This window comes from Rahnella sp. PD12R, assembly GCF_019200965.1.
GTDB lineage: Bacteria > Pseudomonadota > Gammaproteobacteria > Enterobacterales > Enterobacteriaceae > Rahnella > Rahnella laticis.
Window position 1 is genome coordinate 120,886 of sequence record NZ_JAHTMS010000007.1, and the last position, 17,506, is coordinate 138,391.

A 17,506-nucleotide genomic window follows, 5' to 3' on the forward strand; every position below is an offset into this window, starting at 1 on the left:
TGAGCATCGACTCAGAAAATAGCCGAATTTAAAGTCGAATTGTCCGATTTATATTAATTATTTACCGAATATTTATGGAGACAGGCTGGCAGCGGGGTCCAATTGGTTTACACTGCGTGTCAGTAGCTAACTGCAGGGAAAAAATTTCTATGTTGCAATATCTTAACCGTTGCTCGCAAGGCCGCGGTGCATGGCTTCTGATGGCTCTGACCGCTCTGGCGCTTGAGCTGGTTGCGTTGTATTTCCAACACGTGATGTTGCTGAAACCATGCGTCATGTGTATCTACGAACGTTGTGCGCTGATGGGCATACTGGCTGCGGGTCTGGTGGGCGCAATTGCCCCGGCGACCTGGTTGCGTTACGCCGGTATCCTTATCTGGCTTTACAGCGCGTATGAAGGGATCCGCCTGTCATGGGAACACACCATGATTCAGCTGCACCCTTCTCCGTTCGCCACCTGCGATTTTGCAGCCCGCTTCCCGACCTGGTTGCCACTGGACAAATGGTTCCCGTGGATGTTCATCGCCAGCGGTGATTGTGCTGAAAAACAGTGGGAATTCCTGTCTCTGGGGATGCCTCAGTGGCTGGTCGTTGTCTTCAGCGTCTTTATGATCATCGGGATCCTGGTGTTACTGGCCCAGTTCGTAAAACCAAAACGTCGTGATTTGTTCGGCCGTTAATTCCAGACATGTCGACGATAAAAGCGCCTCAGGGCGCTTTTTTTATTGCGTTTATCAGCGGAAATGAACGACGCTGCCGCACGAAAAAAGAGCGATAGTTGTAAAAACGGCAATGAGTTCTATGCTACGAGAGCTAAAACGCTCAACAGAGGAAGAGATATGGTGGTTAAAGGGTTTTCAAAGGGTTTCTTTATTATGATCCTTTTCATTGTGACGTTGGCCTTCCTGGATGTATTGAGGCCTTACTATTCTTCCGTACTATGGGCGATTATTCTGGCGGTGATTTTTAATCCGATGAAAAACCGGCTGAAGCAATTTGTCGGCGACCGCAACGGCGTGGTCTCACTGCTGACCGTGCTGATTATTTGTCTGATTGTTTTCACGCCGCTGGCGATTATTACTTCTTCACTGGCCATAGAATTCAATACGGTTTACACCAAACTTCAGGGTAATGAATCGCAACTGCCTACACTGGTGTCAGACACCATTCACCATTTACCAAGATGGGCGCGTCATTTCCTTGCCGACCATAATTTAGACAGCACGGCTGAGATTCAGAAAAAACTTTCAGACGTCGCATTACAGGGAAGTCAGTATCTGGCAGGCAGCGTTTTCGTGATTGGTAAGAGCACATTCGGCTTTGTTGTCGGTTTCGGCATCATGCTGTATATCCTGTTCTTCCTGATTAAAGACGGCGCGTATCTGGTTAATCTGACGCTGGAAGCCCTGCCGCTTTCCCGCCATGTGAAACATCATCTGTTCATGAAGTTTGCCGCCGTTTCACGCGCAACGGTGAAAGGCACGGTGGTGGTTGCGATCGTTCAGGGTGCGCTTGGCGGGCTGGCATTCTACATTGCGGGTCTCGATGGCAGCCTGCTGTGGGGCGCGCTGATGGCGTTTCTGTCGATTATTCCTGCGGTCGGTTCGGCGATCATTTGGGTGCCGGCGACGATCTACTTCTTCGCCTCCGGAATGTTGTGGCAGGCGATTTTCCTCATCGTCTTCTTCGTGGTGGTTATCGGCCTGGTCGATAATATTCTGCGACCGCTGCTGGTCGGCAAAGACACCAAAATGCCGGATTATCTCATTCTGATCACCACGCTGGGCGGGATGGAAGTCTATGGTATCAACGGCTTTGTTATCGGTCCGCTGATTGCAGCCCTGTTCATCGCCTGCTGGAATATTCTTTCCGGGCGCGAGCATCAGAATAATACCGATATGATTGACGAAGACTTTATTGAAGAAGGGAAAAATCACCCGGACGCGGATAAAACCGCAACCTAAACTATTACCGGTTTACCCCCATCAGTGAGCGGCCTGTGCAGCCGCTCATTTTTTTCAAATTTCATTATGAAGATTTTCGAACCTGGCGTAGAAATGTGGAGGCGATTCAACATTTGTCTCTGAAGGGGTAGCAATGAAAAATATTATCTTAAGCATGGTCGCAAAGATTTCCCGGATGGAGGTGGATGCAAAGCAGCTGACCGCACAGGTTGAAGCTCAGTCGCTTTTGCTGAGTGCTGTTTTCCTTACCGTGGGCAAAAATGGCGGTCCGCAGGAAGCCATCGAAAGCGTGAACAAAGCGATCAATTCCGTGCTGGATTCCGCAGATGATGTGCTGAAATCGGATGCCACACTTCTGTTTGAACAATTCCAGGCGCTGATTGAAATTACGCGACTGATCGACAAAGCCGATCCGGAACTGGATGCGGAAGCGCTGAATGCATTAAATGGCGTCAGACCCGATTCAGAAATATAAAAATGAATGTATGATAAGTATTACGCCCTGGCGGTCGCCGGGGCTTTTTTATGTCTAAAATCAGAGGTGATAGCAAATATGGGGTTAGAACGTTTAAACAAACTCCCCGTTTGGGCCGTTTGGGTAATCTGCGTGACAGCCTGTGTTGCGTTCTGGGTTATTGCGGGAACGGTAGTCTACGGAATTTTTAAGTAAATCATTGCATCCCGATAACGCGGGAGAGGCAGGGAATCAGAAGGATTTTGAACTCCACGTAGCGGGCCATCCCCGTCTCTGCCCCACACTCTCACCCCTGAAACCCTTTCTTCTTTCCTTTCAGCGAGTTATCTCGCCCAGCTTGGCTTATTCATAATGTGATCCTGCCAGTCTTCCACATCGTCCTCGCGAACCGCGATATAACGAACGGAGATTTGTGCGGTGTGCATTGCTGATTTAGAGGCTTTATTCAGCAACGGATGCCACGGCAGCAGCGGGCGCCCTTCACCAATCAGACGATAAGCACACGTCGGCGGCAACCAGTCAAAGGTGGTCAGGTTTTCGCGGGTCAGCTTGATGCAGTCTTCTTCAAGCGTAAAACGACGCTCGTAGTTACGGCACTGACAGGATTTGATATTGAGCTGGTTACAGGCAACGTTGGTGAAGTAAATTTCTTCGGTATCTTCATCAATCAGCTTATGTAAGCAGCATTGTCCGCAGCCGTCGCACAATGCTTCCCATTCTTCGTCAGTCATTTCAGACAGCGTTTTTTGCTGCCAAAAAGCGGGTTCAGTCATAATGTGCATCCGGTATAAATAAAATGAGGGTGCTTATATAGACGCTTTAGCCTGCAGATGCAAGTAAAGCCGCCGGAAAGCTGCTCCGGCGGAGAGAGGGTTTGTTTCAGATCACGCGGGTTGAAAAAGACTTACCGTTAAGTGTAGCCACAATTTCGTCACCCGCTTTCAGCGGCCCGACGCCTTGCGGCGTGCCGGTCAGAATGATATCGCCCGCGCGCAGCGTGAAATAACGGCTCATGTAAGCAATCAGCGGCAACAGCGGCGTCAGCATGTTACGGGTATTGCCTTCCTGCCGTGTTTCACCGTTAACGACCAGCTGCAAATCAGCCTGCTGCGCATCACCAAATTCACTCACCGGAATAAATCCGCTGATCGGGCAGGAACCGTCGAAGCCTTTGGCTTTTTCCCACGGCTGCCCCGCCGCTTTGAATTTCGTCTGCAGATCACGCAGCGTTAAATCCAGCGCCAGCGCATAACCGGCGATGGCGTTGGCAACGCGATCTTCCGTGGCTTGTTTGAGTGGCGTGCCGATAAGCACGGCCAGCTCAACTTCGTGATGTACCGCACCCAGATCTTTCGGAATCGCGAGCGGCTGACGGATATCGCACAGCGCCGTTTCCGGTTTGATAAACACCACCGGTTCGGCGGAAATCTGACTGCCCATTTCTTTGATGTGATCGGCATAGTTATTGCCCACACACACGACTTTGTTCACCGGGAAATCCAGTAACGCGCCATGCCAGTCTCTGTGTTGATACATACAGCCACTCCTTTTGGAGAAATCAGCCGCTGAACGGATTACGCGGAGCTGGCGCTAACGGTGCGGAAGGCGCAGCGGTGGCCGCCGGTGCGGTTTCACCAGAAACAACCGGCGCCTGCGAACCCATAATGCCATCCGCCATCATTCCGATACTCAGTGCGAAATAGGTTGAACGGTTCCAGTGCATAATCGTACGGAAGTTATCGTAAACCAGGAATGCGCGCCCTTGCGTATCATCTGGTGTGATAATCCATGCACGGGTTGCCGTAGATGCCAGCGGGCTGCCGTCTACCTGCGTGATGCCCATTTGCTGCCAGTAACTGGCCGGATGCATCTGGTTGTTTTTCAGTCCCGCCAGACTGCCGTCAAAGCCTGCTGGCAATTTCACTTCCTGCCCCCAGCCCTGATCGCGTTTCCAGCCTTCTTTCGACAGATAATTCGCGGTAGATGCAAAGACATCATCGGTATTTTTCCAGATGTCGATTTTGCCGTCGCCGTTGCCGTCGGCGCCGTAATTCAGATAGGACGTCGGCATAAACTGCGACTGCCCCATCGCACCAGCCCAGGATCCTTTCATCATATCGCTGGTGGCATGACCGGAATCGACGATTTTGAGCGCAGCCATAAATTCTTTGGTGAAGAAGGCTTCACGACGGCCCTCGAAGGCCAGCGTTGCCAGCGCGGAGAAGACATCTTCCTTGCCCTGGATTTTGCCGAAGCTACTTTCCATCGCCCACAAAGCAACGATGTATTGCGGCTGAACGCCGTAACGGTCGCTGGCCTGCTGGAGCGCAGGCAAATTACTCTGGTATTGGGTCTGCCCCTGTTTGATTTTCCACTCCGGCAAGACACGGGTCAGATAATCATCAAGCGTGATTTTCTTTTCCAGCTGATTGCGATCGGAATTAATGACACGGTCAACAAAATGAATGTTGGCGAAAGTACTGTCGATGGTTTGCTGGCTGATGCCTTGCGCCAGAGCCTGCGCTTTCAGTTTTTCAACATAAGCGGGAAACTCAGCGGGGTCTCTTCCCTGTTCGGCCAGCGATGTTTTACCGGGCGTAGCAGCCGGCGCGGCGGCTGAAGGTTGTGTCGTTGCCGCAGTCTGCGGCGTGGTTTGTCCTGAGGTTGCCTTCTGCGCTGCACAACCGCTGAGGATAATCAGCGGTGTTAACACGGCCAGTGCCGACAATTTCATCAAATTCTTCCTTATCACATCTGCAATTGAATCATCGCTGTAAGCTTTGAGTACTCCAGCGATGATTGCAAGTCATGACGTCCGAAAGTGCGTGAAATGCCGAAACAAATGTCAGGAAAGCGTTATTTACTCGCGTCAGTCAGATGAATATTCAATAAACTTTCGACCGGTGGTGGAACCTGCAGATAATAACCCTGCTCTTCGAGAGCCTGACGCACTTTTGCAATATCCGCAGATGCTAATTTTTCACGCCCGGCCAGATTGAGCATCATTGAGAACTGCGGCACGCCAAAACCTTTGAGTAATTCTTCAGGCACACGAGAGAAATCGTCTTTTTTTTCGACATACAGATAAGTCTGGTCGCGTTTAGTACTTCTATAGATCACACAAAGCATTTTTTTAACTCTATTTTATTGAAACGGTGGCTTGCCTAGATATAACTGTAACTATAACATGCTTAACGTACATCGGAATATCGCCCCCCGAGTGGTATTCCGGGGATTTAGAGTTGCTGAGACTGAGTCAGGATAGATGTCACAATCGCCAATAGAACTAAAAGGCAGCAGTTTTACCTTATCGGTTGTTCATTTACATAGTTCACAACCGGAGGTTATTTATCAGGCATTACAGGAAAAAGTGGAGCAAGCTCCGGCCTTTTTGAAAAATGCCCCTGTTGTTATCAACGTTGCCTCGCTGAGCGGTGAAGCAAACTGGAAAGACATTCAACAGGCTGTCGCTTCTGCAGGTTTTCGCGTTGTGGGCATCAGTGGTTGTAAAGACGAAGGGCAGAAACGCGCACTTTCCCGCACCGGTTTGCCGTTGCTGAGTGAAGGCCGTGCACAGCGCATCGCCGCAGAACCACCGGTTCCTGTCGTGCCCGACAATGCTCCGGCGAAAACCCGCATTGTCAGTTCTCCGGTCAGATCCGGCCAACAAATTTATGCCCGTAACAGCGACCTCATCGTGACCAGTAGTGTCAGCGCAGGTGCGGAACTGATTGCCGATGGCAATATCCACATCTACGGTATGATGCGAGGAAGAGCGCTGGCTGGTGCAGCAGGTGATGCAAATTGTCAGATTTTTTGCACCCATTTAGGCGCTGAACTAGTCTCTATCGCAGGGCAATACTGGCTGAGTGATCAAATCCCGACCGATTATCTCGGTCAGGCCGCGCGCCTCAGCCTGATAAATAATGTGTTAACCATACAACCTTTAAACTAAGCCCTTTCGACAAGGAATCCATTCATGGCACGCATCATAGTTGTTACATCGGGTAAAGGGGGCGTTGGCAAGACCACTTCAAGCGCGGCCATTGCTACCGGTTTAGCTCAAAAAGGTAAAAAGACCGTTGTTATCGATTTCGATATCGGTCTGCGTAATCTCGATCTGATTATGGGCTGTGAGCGCCGCGTGGTTTATGATTTCGTCAACGTGATCCAGGGTGATGCCACGCTGAATCAGGCGCTTATCAAAGATAAACGCACTGAAAACCTGTTTATTCTTCCGGCTTCGCAAACCCGTGATAAAGATGCACTGACCCGCGAAGGCGTAGAAAAGATCCTTAACGATCTTGCCGAAATGGAATTTGACTTCGTGGTTTGCGATTCCCCTGCGGGTATCGAAACCGGCGCATTAATGGCGCTGTATTTCGCCGACGAAGCCGTCATTACGACCAACCCGGAAGTCTCTTCCGTGCGTGACTCCGACCGCATTTTGGGCATTTTGTCCTCAAAATCCCGTCGTGCGGAACAAGGCTTAGAGCCTATTAAAGAACACCTGCTTCTCACCCGTTACAACCCGGGCCGTGTCAGTCGTGGCGACATGCTGAGCATGGAAGATGTGCTGGAAATCCTGCGTATTCCTCTGATCGGTGTTATTCCTGAAGATCAGTCCGTACTGCGTGCGTCCAACCAGGGCGAACCGGTCATTCTGGATCAGGAATCTGATGCAGGGAAAGCGTACGACGATACCGTCAGCCGTCTGCTTGGTGAAGAACGTGCGTTCCGTTTTATTGAGGAAGAGAAGAAGAGTTTCCTGAAACGCCTTTTTGGGGGATAAACCATGGCATTGTTAGATTTCTTTCTGTCCCGCAAAAAATCGACAGCCAATATAGCCAAGGAACGGCTACAGATCATCGTAGCCGAACGGCGTCGAGGGGATAGTGAACCGTCGTATCTGCCTGAATTGAAACGTGATATTTTGGCGGTCATCTGTAAGTACATTAAGATTGACCCCGAAATGTTGCAGGTTCAGTTCGAGCAAAAAGGTGACGATATTTCCGTACTGGAACTTAACGTCACCTTGCCAGAGTCAGAATCGGAAGACGCGCCTAAATGACAGCAGTCTGCCTGCAGGTGTTTCTTTCAGCATAGCGCCCCCTGTTTTCTCAGGGGGCTACTCAATTTTTTCCCTGATTTTCGCCCGCTCGCTTATTTTCCCTGGCAACACCACTGTATATATCCCCACTAAAGAGATTGTTCCGCACCCTGCTCTATTTATTATCTGAAATTATGATTAAGACTCATCCCATTTAGCCTGGCGATTAATATCCTTAGTGTGATTTCATCCGCGAACATTACCCGAACGCTATTATTTAAATATGCGGTTAACTAAAAACAAAAAAGCGGAGAAAATCTCCGCCTTTTAATTTAAGTTTTCGTATTCCGCTATTTTGAACGCGATGAGCCCATCAATATTGACTGAGAATTTCGTTCAACCTTTCAGCCAGAAGTTTTCCTCTCCAGCCGCTGATTAATTCCGGCTGTGATTCTTTCTCTTTTAACTTCCAGTGACGACTTAATAACTGATTAATCTGGCGACGTGAGGCCAGTAACTCGACGCTTAACCCGCTTTCTTCACTCACGGTCTGGATCAGCGCTTTGATGTCTTTGAAGACTTTGCGATAGCCCGGCTGATCAATCAGATTCGAAATGGGAGCCGGTAAATCGTCTTCAGGCAATGCCTCAGACTCCTCCACCAGTGCGAGCAACGTGCGGCCATGGTAACGGATTTCCGGGCCGCTCAGGCCAAGCGCTTCCAGCTCACCCAGCGATTTAGGCTGATAACGGGCTACCTGCCAGAGATTTTCTTCACGCACCACAAAGTTGACGGCCAGGTCACGCTGACGTGCCTGATTAAGGCGCCAGGCGGCCAGCAACTTCAGACAACCCAGCTGACGCGGACGCAGCTGGAACGCATTGCCAATTTCCAGATAGGCCAGTTCAGGTTGCAGAACTTCTTTACGACGGCGGCACAACGCCAGACATTCATCCTGCGCGGCATCCATCCAGCCAGCTTCTTCGGTTTCACGCATCAGCTGGTCGGCCAGCGGCAGAAGATACCAGACATCGGCAGCGGCATAGACACACTGTTTTTCGCTCAGAGGACGAGCAATCCAGTCGGTGCGCGATTCGCTTTTATCCAGCTCAACGCCGGTCGTTTCTGCCACCAGACGGGCAAACCCGCAAGACAGCGGACGCCCGCTGAAGGCGGCAAGAATTTGCGTATCAATCAGCGGAGAAGGCATCACGCCAAAAGCGTTGAGGAACACTTCCAGATCTTCACTACCGGCATGGAGAAATTTCACGACATCAGGATTGACCAGCAAATCGATAAAAGGCTGCCAGGCGGTAATCGGCAACGGGTCAATCAGCGTCAGCCGTTCACCGTCAAACAGCTGGATGAGCCCGAGTTGCGGGTAATAAGTGCGGGTACGGACGAATTCGGTATCCAGCGCGATTTTGCTGTGCGCTTTGGCCTGAAGACAAACCTGCTCCAGCGCGTCATTGGTCGTGATCAACTGATAATTCAAATCTTAATTCTCTTAATATTAATGCGTTATAACGTGACAACGCCGGACAAATCCGGCGTTGAGAGTGACCATCACAGCGCAGCGGGCAAACGTTACGCCGCATCCTGCTTCGGATCGTCCTTCGGTTTTGCCTGCTCATCGCGAAGTTCGCGTCTGAGGATCTTACCGACATTTGACTTCGGTAACTCATCGCGAAATTCAACAATCTTCGGTACTTTGTAACCGGTTAATAACCGGCGGCAATGTGCCAGAAGTTCTTCGCTGGTCAGTGACGGGTCTTTCTTCACCACGCAAATTTTGACGATTTCACCCGACGACTCGTTTGGCACACCAATGGCGGCTACTTCGAGCACCTTGTCATGTTGTGAAACCACCTCTTCAATTTCGTTAGGGTACACGTTGAAACCAGAAACCAGAATCATGTCTTTTTTGCGATCCACAATCCGCAAAAAACCCTGCTCGTCCACTGTAACGATATCCCCCGTCGATAACCAGCCATCTTTTAGCACCTCATCGGTCGCCGAAGGCCGTTGCCAGTAGCCCAGCATCACCTGCGGCCCGCGCACCCACAGCTCTCCGGGTTGACCCGGCGCGACATCCTGGCCGTTATCATCCACCAGACGCACTTCCGTCGACGGCACCGGTAAACCGATACTACCGCTGTAATGTTTCAGATCGTACGGGTTGCCCGCGACCAGCGGCGAGCACTCCGTCAGGCCATAACCTTCCAGCAAATGCTTGCCGGTCAGCTTTTCCCATTTATCGGCAACCGATTTCTGAACTGACATTCCGCCGCCGACAGAAAGGCGCAGCGTCGAGAAATCCAGCTCACGAAAATCTTCGTTATTGAGTAACGCGTTGAACAACGTATTCACCCCGCTGATGGCGGTGAACGGATATTTCGACAGCTCTTTCACCATGCCCGGCACGTCGCGCGGGTTGGTGATCAGCAGACTTTTTCCCCCCAGATCGAGGAACAGCAGACAATTCACCGTCAGCGCAAAAATGTGATACAGCGGCAGCGCCGTCACCACCAGTTCATGGCCCGGTTGCAGCAACGGCGCGTACGCCGCTTTTGCCTGTTCCAGATTGGCTTGCATGTTCCGGTGTGTCAGCATCGCGCCTTTTGCAACGCCGGTAGTTCCGCCGGTATATTGCAAAAACGCCAGATCGTCATTGATGATATCGGGTTTGATATATTGCAAGCGACGCCCGTATTGCAGGGCACTGCGGAAGGAAATCGCATTTGGCAGGTGATATTTAGGCACCAGCCTTTTGACATATTTGACGACAAAATTAACCAGCGTGCCTTTTGCCGCAGAAAGCTGATCGCCCATACGAGTCAGGATCACATGCTTAACCTGCGTTTTGTAGACCACTTTTTCCAGCGTATGGGCAAAGTTGGACACAATCACAATGGCGCTGGCACCGCTGTCATTGAGCTGATGTTCCAGCTCGCGTGGCGTATAGAGCGGGTTGACGTTCACCACGACCATGCCCGCACGCAAGACGCCAAACAGCGCAATCGGATATTGCAGCAGATTAGGCATCATCAGGGCCACGCGGTCGCCTTTTTTCAGCCCTAACTGATTTTGCAGATAGGCCGCAAAAGCACGACTACGTTCCTCAAGTTTACGGAACGTCATGACCTCGCCCATGTTGATAAACGCCGGACTGTCTGCATAACGCAGCGTGGCATTTTCAAACATCTCGACCAGCGAGCTGTAGCGGTCAGGATCGATGTTCTCGGGAACATCTGCCGGATAACGTTTTAGCCAAACCTTTTCCAAGGTATCACTCCTGAAATCATGTACTGTTGCCATCTCAATTCGACGAGTTTTATCACGTCTTTAACAATATTTTAACTCAGCTTACCAGTTGTGTTTCAAACAATGTCGAGGTTGAGAGGCGGGTCACTTTTTCTGTGCCCTTCGTTAGCCAAACCTTCCATGGCTTAAAAAGAAAAAGGCGGCAATTAAGCCGCCTTAACAACGATCTTGTCTGTCTTTACTTTTTCGGCGGCGGCACCGGATGTCCCGGTGCCGGTCTCATCGCAGCCTGAGGTGGCGGGCCGTTCGGAGGCTGACCACCGTGTGCCGGTGGAGCCCCGTGCGGAAGCGGCGCGCCGTGATTGTGCCGGTTATTCGGTGACGACACTCTGGACCCGTGCGGGCCCCATGTCATACCAGCCGGGGCCCCAACCGGGCCCAAACCCTCGCCCCCAGCTGTCGTACGGTCCCCCGTATCCCCAGCCCCACGGGCCCATCGGCTGAGGCGGCATCACCACCTGTTGCTCGATACGCCAGCGTTTATAACTGTTTACGTTGACAGTCACGAAATCATAGGACGACTGCCCTACCGTGCCTTTTTCAACGCCGGTGATCGGGCCAACCACGGTCACGAGCTGATTTCGGTAATCCACCGGATCGACGAAACCGTTGATGTAAGCCATGATGCGGCCTCGCGACGCCGCGCCCAGAATCGGCCGTGCGCCGTCATCAAGCGGCATCGTGGCGATTTCGAGACGCGTTTTATTTTGCAAATTGGTGACTGCCACCACTTTGCCGCCAAAACGTGACTCCTGCCCGACATACAGACTCGGTGCGCCCTGCACCGCCTGTAAATTCATTTGCGGCGTTGCCGTGGTCCCGCGGATTTCATCCGGAACGGTGACACATCCTGACAACACCAGAACGCTCAGCGCAACAGCGCTCAACGCCCATTTTTTACCTGTCTGAACCGAAAACTGCTGGACTGCTGACCACTTACGCATTGCGATGACTCCTGTGCATACTCTTTTTTTTGACCACTTTTAAGTACACAAGTTGCGGTAACTTACCGGCCCGGCAGCTTTTTCCACGTAACTTCGTTGCGCAGATAAGTGGGTTCAGCATCTTCAGGATTTACGCGAACGCCGTTTTCCCAGAGCTGGAGCGCCAGCGGCAGCATATCTTCCGCGTGCGGCAGTAACATTTTGCCATCAAATAATTCTGCAACCGGAGATTCACCCAGCAAATGCGGATAAGCTTCCCAGCCAGTGCCGACGGTCGCAAAACGGCCGGTCAGTGAGCCGGCCTGTTCGATGAGTTGTTCAGGTTTGATCACTTTCTCGGTGTTTTCACCACTCCAGACGCCCTGAGCGTTCCGGGAGAATTCGCCCCAGTACACTTCGCCCATGCGCGCATCGATGGCGGCCAGCACGTTTTCAGCGCCAGTCTGGCGGTAAGCGCCCTGCGCCATGGTCTGTAAGGTGGAAACCGGCAGCAAAGGCAGTTCAGCGCCCAGCGACAGTCCCTGCGCCATGCCGATACCGATACGCACGCCGGTAAAACTGCCCGGCCCGCGGCCAAAGGCCAGAGCATCGAGCTGATTCAGCGTCAGGCCCGCTTCGGCGAGGATCTGCTGCACCAGCGGCAAAATACGCTGCGTATGTTCGCGGGCGCAGAGTTCAAAATGAGCGAGCGTTTCGCCCTCATTGTATAGCGCAACCGAACAGGCTTCTGTCGCCGTATCAATTGCTAAAATTCGCGTGGACATGCCAAACCTCAGGCGGGGAAATGAATAAGTTAGGACCTTTTTTCGGGGCGCTATCCTAACATAACGTAAAGGCTATTTCTGCTCTTCCACGTTCTGTAAAAAGCGTATCGCTTGTGCAAGATCACGTGTGCGCGGCGTCGGCGGCAAACTGTTGAGGAAAACTTCGCCATACGGGCGCATGACCAGGCGGTTGTCGCAAATCACCATCACGCCACGGTCATCGGTGTCGCGGATCAGTCGCCCGACGCCCTGTTTAAGCGTAATGACCGCATCCGGTAATTGTACGTCATTGAACGGATCACCGCCGCGCAAACGACAATCTTCGATGCGCGCTTTGAGCAGCGGATCGTCGGGCGAGGTGAACGGCAATTTATCGATGATAACGCACGACAGCGCGTCGCCGCGGACATCCACACCTTCCCAGAAACTGCTGGTTGCCACCAGCAGCGCATTGCCCGCTTCGACAAACTGCGCCAGCAGCTGGCCTTTGCTGGTTTCCCCCTGTAACAACACCGGCAGCGTCAGACTGGCGCGGAATTCCTCCGCCAGCTCACGCATCATTTTGTGCGACGTACACAGGAAGAAACAGCGCCCTTTATTGGCTTCAATCAGTGGCCGGAGCATACGCGCCAGCTGTTTGGAACTGCCCTGACCGTTAGATTCAGGCAGGAAACGCGGCACACACAACAGCGCCTGTTTGGCGTAATCAAACGGGCTGGGCAGCAGCAACGTTTCCGCCTCATCCAGCCCGAGACGTTCGGTGAAATGATGCAACTGATCGTTCACCGAAAGCGTTGCGGACGTAAAAATCCACGCGCCCGGCTTTTCTTTCATCATTTCGCTGAATTTATCGGTGACCGACAGCGGCGTCAGCGCCAGAACAAAATGACGGGAGTTACATTCGTACCAGTAGCTGTAGCCGGGAATCGATACATCTTTCAGGCGTTTGAGACGGTTGCGGTACAGCGTGGCGCGCTCGAAGGCGGCGTCCAGCAAGGCCGAGCGCCCGAGAGACAGTTTGACCACGTCATAGCAAAGCTCCAGCGCGTCATCGAGCAGCAAAAGCGCGCGCTGAATGGCAGGCTGGCTGAGCACGTCGCGCAGATTACCGCGAAAACCCGGCTCACCGAGCGCCAGACGAAAATCCATTGTGCTCTGGCTCAGGCGGTCTGCGCTTTTCTGCAACTGCACCGAATCACGCACTTCCGTACGGTAAGCGATGGTGATGTCTTTCGCCATGTCGAGCAACTGACGGCTGGTCACCTGCTGGCCAAAATACTGGCTGGCAATATCGGGGATCTGATGGGCTTCGTCGAAAATCATCACGTCGGCCTGCGGGATTAGTTCACCGAAGCCGCTCTCTTTGACCACCATATCGGCCATAAAAAGGTGATGGTTAACAACCACGACGTCAGCGTCCATCGCCTTACGGCGGGCCTTGACGACGAAACATTCTTTGTACAGCGGGCAGTCGCTGCCCAGGCAGTTATCGTTGGTGCTGGTCACCAGCGGCCAGACAAAGCTGTCTTCCGGCACCACGGTACAGGTGCTGATATCGCCCTCTTCCGTGCTGCTCGACCAGTGCCGCAGATGCGCCAGTTCGCTGAGCGCCTGACTGGCGAGATCGCCGCCGGAAAGTGATTGCTGCTCCAGACGTTCCAGACACAGATAGTTAGAACGCCCTTTGAGCAACGCCAGACGGCCTTTGAATTGCAGCGCAGAAGCGACTTTCGGCAGGTCACGGGAATAGAGCTGGTCTTGCAGATTTTTAGAGCCGGTAGAAATAATGACTTTTTTGCCCGAGCGTAATGCCGGCGCGAGATAGGCGTAGGTTTTCCCGGTTCCGGTTCCGGCCTCAACGACCAGCCCCTGTTTTCCGCTGATGGCTTTGCTGACGGCCTGCGCCATCAGACGCTGCGGTTCACGGGGTTTGAAACCTTCAATTTTCTGCGCCAGGGCGCCATCTGTTGCAAAATCGTCTGTCACTGAATCTCTCTACCTGTACGGATCAGCAGTGATTATGCCAACCGAACGCCCTCACCGCCACCGCCATCTGCCAATCCAACGCAGCAAGCCTTTGTGTTACCCTTACCGCCATCAATAAAAAGTGACTAACAGGAGCACAAAAGTATGACTATCGAACGGATCCGACCTGAGCCACGCATGTCTGATGTGGTCATCCACAACGACACCATTTACTACACGGCGGTGCCGGAAAATCTGGATGCAAATGCGAAAGATCAGACCGCTGAAACGCTGGCCATCATCGATGCCGTGCTGACAGAAGCCGGTTCCGACAAGAGCAAAATTCTCGATGCCACGCTGTTTCTGGTTCACAAGGAAGATTTCCCGGCAATGAACGAAGCCTGGGATGCGTGGGTGTCTCCGGGTAACGCGCCAGTCCGCTGCACCGTGCAGGCCAACCTGATGAACCCGAAATACAAAATCGAAATTAAGATCATCGCCGCACGCTAAGCGCCGGATCTCAGAGATAAAAAAACCTCCCGCGGGAGGTTTTCACGTTTTGAAATACCCTAAAACATTCGGATCGCATCAAGGCGGCAACTGAGTGAATCCCCGGGAGCATACATTCAGTATGTGACCGGGGTTCGCGAGGACAGCCAACGCAGAGGCGGCCCGAAGGATGACGGGTATTACGCTTTTGCGCCCGCAACGGCTTCTTTTGCCAGCTGCGTGATACGTGCGTAATCGCCGCTTTCCAGCGCGTCCGCAGGCACCAGCCATGAACCGCCGATGCACAGCACGCTTTTCAGCGCCAGATAATCACGGTAGTTCGCCGGTGAAATCCCGCCGGTCGGGCAGAAACGCACTTGCGGGAACGGACCGGCAATCGCCTGCAACGCTTTCACGCCGCCGTTGGCTTCCGCCGGGAAGAATTTGAATTCACGCAGACCGGCATCCAGACCCATCATCAGTTCTGATACGGTGCAAATACCCGGAATCAGCGGGATAGAACCGGCGTTGGCTGCTTTCAGCAAAGAGTCTGTCAGGCCAGGGCTGATCGCAAACTGAGCGCCTGCTTCGGTGACTTCGGCCAGTTGTTCAGGATTGAGAACGGTTCCCGCACCAATAATGGCGTCCGGCACTTCTTTGGCAATCGCACGGATTGCGTCCATCGCACAGGCGGTACGCAGCGTCACTTCCAGCACCCGCACACCACCGGCAACCAGCGCTTTCGCCAACGGAACGGCGTGTTCTAGTTTGTTGATAACAATCACAGGAACAACCGGCCCTGAGGTCAGAATTTGTTCCGCGCTTGTTTTCCAGTTTTTCATCTTGTTCTCCGTTCATGCCCGCAGGCACCGTTGTGATTGATGGCGCGCCCCTGCCACAGGGTCCGGCAACTTTTCAGAAAGAAAAAACGTTGTCAGAAACCGACCACACCCGATTCGACGAGATACTACTATTCCTAACTGCTAAAAGAATTGATATGTCATAAAAAAACGCTGCACAGGCAGCGTTTTTTAAGGATTACCGGTTATTCAAACTCGTTCCAGGAACGGCCGTCACGGGTAATCATGGCCACAGAAGCCACCGGCCCCCATGTACCGGACTGATACGGTTTTGGCGCTTCGCTTTCCGCCGCCCACGCATTCATGATGGAGTCGACCCATTTCCAGGCTTCTTCCACTTCGTCACGGCGTACGAACAGCGCCTGGATCCCACGCATGGTTTCCAGCAGCAGACGCTCGTAGGCATCGGCGATGTGTTGCTCGTTGAAGGTTTCGGTGAAGCTCAGATCCAGTTTGGTTGTCTGCAAACGATGTTTGTGTTCCAGACCCGGAACCTTGTTCAGCACTTCGATTTCGATACCTTCGTCCGGTTGCAGACGAATGGTTAGTTTGTTCTGCGGCAACTGCTGATAAGAATCGCGGAACAGGTTCAGCGCCGGGCTCTTAAAGTACACCACAACTTCAGAACATTTGGTCGGCAGACGTTTACCGGTACGCAGGTAGAACGGCACGCCAGCCCACTGCCAGTTGTCGATATCCACACGGATAGAGACAAAGGTTTCGGTGCTGCTGGTTTTTTTCGCGCCTTCTTCTTCCAGATAGCCCGGCACTTTTTTGCCCTGGACGAAGCCGGCGGTGTACTGGCCACGCACCGTATTTTCACGCACGTTTGACTGGTCGATGCGGCGCAGGGAACGCAGCACTTTGACTTTTTCATCACGAATACGGTCGGTGCTCAGATCCGCCGGAGGCGACATGGCAATCATGGTCAGAATTTGCAGCAAGTGGTTCTGGATCATGTCGCGCATCTGGCCCGCGTCATCGAAATAACCCCAGCGGCCTTCGATACCCACTTCCTCCGCAACGGTGATCTGCACGTGATCGATGGTGCGGTTATCCCAGTTGCTGGCGAACAGGTTGTTGGCAAAACGCAGCGCCAGCAGGTTCAGTACCGTTTCTTTACCCAGATAATGGTCGATACGGTAAACCTGAGATTCGGCGAAATATTCCGCAACCTGATCGTTGATGACCTGAGAAGACTCCAGAGAGTGACCCAGCGGTTTTTCCATCACAACGCGCGCAGGTTCTTTGTTCAGCCCTGCTTCACCCAGACCACGGCAAATCGCACCGAAGTGGCTTGGCGCAATCGCAAAGTAGTTGATGGTGGCGCGGTTTTGCTGGTCAAGCATTTTGCCCAGCACTTTGAAATGCTTCAGATCGTTGACATCAAGGTTACAGAAATCAAGACGGGCACTGAGTTTATCCCACAGTTCCGGATCAATTTTTTCTTTCATGAAGGTGGTCAGTGCTTCTTTAACCACTTCGGTATAGGCCGCTTTGTCCCATTCCGCACGCCCAACACCAATGATGCGGGTGTCAGGGTGAATGTGACCTGCTTTCTCTAACTGATACAGGGAAGGCAACAGCTTACGACGCGCAAGATCGCCTTTTGCACCGAAAATTACCAGATCACACGCCTGGGCTGTCTGAGTTACCGCCATGTTCTTCTCC

General features: G+C 52.5%; 18 protein-coding genes. 7 read left to right on the forward strand and 11 right to left on the reverse strand.

Features of this window, described 5'->3' with window-relative positions; translation table 11 throughout:
• Window positions 1–149: 149 nt before the first annotated feature.
• The 3 genes from dsbB to iraP all read left to right on the forward strand — a co-directional run bounded on the left by dsbB (window position 150) and on the right by iraP (window position 2,439).
• Window positions 150–680 (forward strand): disulfide bond formation protein DsbB, encoded by a 531-nt coding sequence (dsbB, locus tag KWG64_RS15175; protein WP_195815251.1) that lies wholly within the window; start codon window positions 150–152, stop codon window positions 678–680.
• A gap of 159 nt (window positions 681–839) precedes the next feature.
• Window positions 840–1,964 carry an AI-2E family transporter gene (locus KWG64_RS15180; RefSeq protein ID WP_218522348.1) on the forward strand — a complete coding sequence of 375 codons (1,125 nt, stop codon included), beginning with the start codon at window positions 840–842 and terminating at the stop codon, window positions 1,962–1,964.
• A gap of 133 nt (window positions 1,965–2,097) precedes the next feature.
• Window positions 2,098–2,439 carry an anti-adapter protein IraP gene (gene iraP / locus KWG64_RS15185; RefSeq protein WP_152327073.1) on the forward strand — a complete coding sequence of 114 codons (342 nt, stop codon included), beginning with the start codon at window positions 2,098–2,100 and terminating at the stop codon, window positions 2,437–2,439.
• Window positions 2,440–2,762: 323 nt separating this feature from the next.
• On the opposite strand, the gene KWG64_RS15190 is transcribed toward iraP, so the two are convergent.
• The 4 genes from KWG64_RS15190 to KWG64_RS15205 all read right to left on the reverse strand — a co-directional run bounded on the left by KWG64_RS15190 (window position 2,763) and on the right by KWG64_RS15205 (window position 5,568).
• Entirely contained in the window at window positions 2,763–3,212 is a 450-nt protein-coding gene (locus KWG64_RS15190; protein ID WP_101080018.1) for a YcgN family cysteine cluster protein, read from the reverse strand.
• 106 nt (window positions 3,213–3,318) lie between these two features.
• A complete protein-coding gene (locus KWG64_RS15195) occupies window positions 3,319–3,975 on the reverse strand; it encodes a fumarylacetoacetate hydrolase family protein (RefSeq protein ID WP_218522349.1) in 657 nt (218 codons plus the stop codon).
• 22 nt (window positions 3,976–3,997) lie between these two features.
• Window positions 3,998–5,173 (reverse strand): lytic transglycosylase domain-containing protein, encoded by a 1,176-nt coding sequence (locus KWG64_RS15200; protein ID WP_218522350.1) that lies wholly within the window; start codon window positions 5,171–5,173, stop codon window positions 3,998–4,000.
• A gap of 122 nt (window positions 5,174–5,295) precedes the next feature.
• The gene (locus KWG64_RS15205) at window positions 5,296–5,568 is read right to left on the reverse strand and encodes a YcgL domain-containing protein (protein WP_218522351.1); all 273 of its coding nucleotides are present in this window, start codon (window positions 5,566–5,568) and stop codon (window positions 5,296–5,298) included.
• A 136-nt stretch (window positions 5,569–5,704) separates the two neighbouring features.
• Here KWG64_RS15205 and minC point away from each other — a divergent pair, with 136 nt between their 5' ends.
• From minC to minE, 3 genes are read left to right on the forward strand one after another with little or no spacing between them, the layout of a single operon-like run.
• Window positions 5,705–6,394 carry a septum site-determining protein MinC gene (minC, locus tag KWG64_RS15210; RefSeq protein WP_152327068.1) on the forward strand — a complete coding sequence of 230 codons (690 nt, stop codon included), beginning with the start codon at window positions 5,705–5,707 and terminating at the stop codon, window positions 6,392–6,394.
• Window positions 6,395–6,418: 24 nt separating this feature from the next.
• Window positions 6,419–7,231 (forward strand): septum site-determining protein MinD, encoded by an 813-nt coding sequence (gene minD, locus KWG64_RS15215; RefSeq protein ID WP_013575324.1) that lies wholly within the window; start codon window positions 6,419–6,421, stop codon window positions 7,229–7,231.
• A gap of 3 nt (window positions 7,232–7,234) precedes the next feature.
• Entirely contained in the window at window positions 7,235–7,510 is a 276-nt protein-coding gene (minE, locus tag KWG64_RS15220) for a cell division topological specificity factor MinE (RefSeq protein WP_152327067.1), read from the forward strand.
• A gap of 352 nt (window positions 7,511–7,862) precedes the next feature.
• Here the strand turns inward: minE and rnd are convergent, their stop codons facing one another.
• The 5 genes from rnd to KWG64_RS15245 form a co-directional block, all read right to left on the reverse strand.
• Window positions 7,863–8,984 carry a ribonuclease D gene (gene rnd, locus KWG64_RS15225; RefSeq protein WP_218522352.1) on the reverse strand — a complete coding sequence of 374 codons (1,122 nt, stop codon included), beginning with the start codon at window positions 8,982–8,984 and terminating at the stop codon, window positions 7,863–7,865.
• Window positions 8,985–9,076: 92 nt separating this feature from the next.
• Entirely contained in the window at window positions 9,077–10,774 is a 1,698-nt protein-coding gene (gene fadD / locus KWG64_RS15230) for a long-chain-fatty-acid--CoA ligase FadD (RefSeq protein ID WP_195823150.1), read from the reverse strand.
• 350 nt (window positions 10,775–11,124) lie between these two features.
• Window positions 11,125–11,757, reverse strand: a complete 633-nt coding sequence (locus tag KWG64_RS15235) for a Slp family lipoprotein (protein WP_255562190.1) — start codon at window positions 11,755–11,757, stop codon at window positions 11,125–11,127.
• 62 nt (window positions 11,758–11,819) lie between these two features.
• Window positions 11,820–12,521: a tRNA (adenosine(37)-N6)-threonylcarbamoyltransferase complex dimerization subunit type 1 TsaB gene (tsaB, locus tag KWG64_RS15240; RefSeq protein ID WP_218522353.1), complete on the reverse strand. Its 702-nt coding sequence runs from the start codon at window positions 12,519–12,521 to the stop codon at window positions 11,820–11,822.
• Window positions 12,522–12,593: 72 nt separating this feature from the next.
• Window positions 12,594–14,507, reverse strand: a complete 1,914-nt coding sequence (locus KWG64_RS15245; RefSeq protein WP_195815242.1) for an ATP-dependent DNA helicase — start codon at window positions 14,505–14,507, stop codon at window positions 12,594–12,596.
• Between the two features lie 144 nt (window positions 14,508–14,651).
• Between KWG64_RS15245 and KWG64_RS15250 the strand changes: the two genes are divergently transcribed.
• Complete coding sequence (locus tag KWG64_RS15250; protein WP_101080008.1) at window positions 14,652–14,996, forward strand: RidA family protein; 345 nt, start codon at window positions 14,652–14,654, stop codon at window positions 14,994–14,996.
• A gap of 179 nt (window positions 14,997–15,175) precedes the next feature.
• Here KWG64_RS15250 and KWG64_RS15255 read toward each other — a convergent pair whose 3' ends face one another.
• Window positions 15,176–15,817 (reverse strand): bifunctional 4-hydroxy-2-oxoglutarate aldolase/2-dehydro-3-deoxy-phosphogluconate aldolase, encoded by a 642-nt coding sequence (locus KWG64_RS15255; RefSeq protein WP_195815241.1) that lies wholly within the window; start codon window positions 15,815–15,817, stop codon window positions 15,176–15,178.
• Between the two features lie 203 nt (window positions 15,818–16,020).
• Window positions 16,021–17,496: a glucose-6-phosphate dehydrogenase gene (gene zwf / locus KWG64_RS15260; RefSeq protein ID WP_152327060.1), complete on the reverse strand. Its 1,476-nt coding sequence runs from the start codon at window positions 17,494–17,496 to the stop codon at window positions 16,021–16,023.
• Window positions 17,497–17,506 lie beyond the last annotated feature (10 nt).

Excerpts from the sequence above, each read along its gene's own strand:
- KWG64_RS15255 (WP_195815241.1), bottom strand. The coding sequence starts at position 15,817 with ATGAAAAACTGGAAAACAAGCGCGGAACAAATTCTGACCTCAGGGCCG.
- KWG64_RS15195 (WP_218522349.1), bottom strand. The coding sequence starts at position 3,975 with ATGTATCAACACAGAGACTGGCATGGCGCGTTACTGGATTTCCCGGTG.
- KWG64_RS15235 (WP_255562190.1), bottom strand. The coding sequence starts at position 11,757 with ATGCGTAAGTGGTCAGCAGTCCAGCAGTTTTCGGTTCAGACAGGTAAA.
- minE (WP_152327067.1), top strand. The coding sequence starts at position 7,235 with ATGGCATTGTTAGATTTCTTTCTGTCCCGCAAAAAATCGACAGCCAAT.
- dsbB (WP_195815251.1), top strand. The coding sequence starts at position 150 with ATGTTGCAATATCTTAACCGTTGCTCGCAAGGCCGCGGTGCATGGCTT.
- minC (WP_152327068.1), top strand. The coding sequence starts at position 5,705 with ATGTCACAATCGCCAATAGAACTAAAAGGCAGCAGTTTTACCTTATCG.
- KWG64_RS15190 (WP_101080018.1), bottom strand. The coding sequence starts at position 3,212 with ATGACTGAACCCGCTTTTTGGCAGCAAAAAACGCTGTCTGAAATGACT.
- minD (WP_013575324.1), top strand. The coding sequence starts at position 6,419 with ATGGCACGCATCATAGTTGTTACATCGGGTAAAGGGGGCGTTGGCAAG.
- KWG64_RS15180 (WP_218522348.1), top strand. The coding sequence starts at position 840 with ATGGTGGTTAAAGGGTTTTCAAAGGGTTTCTTTATTATGATCCTTTTC.
- KWG64_RS15250 (WP_101080008.1), top strand. The coding sequence starts at position 14,652 with ATGACTATCGAACGGATCCGACCTGAGCCACGCATGTCTGATGTGGTC.
- tsaB (WP_218522353.1), bottom strand. The coding sequence starts at position 12,521 with ATGTCCACGCGAATTTTAGCAATTGATACGGCGACAGAAGCCTGTTCG.
- zwf (WP_152327060.1), bottom strand. The coding sequence starts at position 17,496 with ATGGCGGTAACTCAGACAGCCCAGGCGTGTGATCTGGTAATTTTCGGT.
- KWG64_RS15205 (WP_218522351.1), bottom strand. The coding sequence starts at position 5,568 with ATGCTTTGTGTGATCTATAGAAGTACTAAACGCGACCAGACTTATCTG.
- iraP (WP_152327073.1), top strand. The coding sequence starts at position 2,098 with ATGAAAAATATTATCTTAAGCATGGTCGCAAAGATTTCCCGGATGGAG.
- KWG64_RS15200 (WP_218522350.1), bottom strand. The coding sequence starts at position 5,173 with ATGAAATTGTCGGCACTGGCCGTGTTAACACCGCTGATTATCCTCAGC.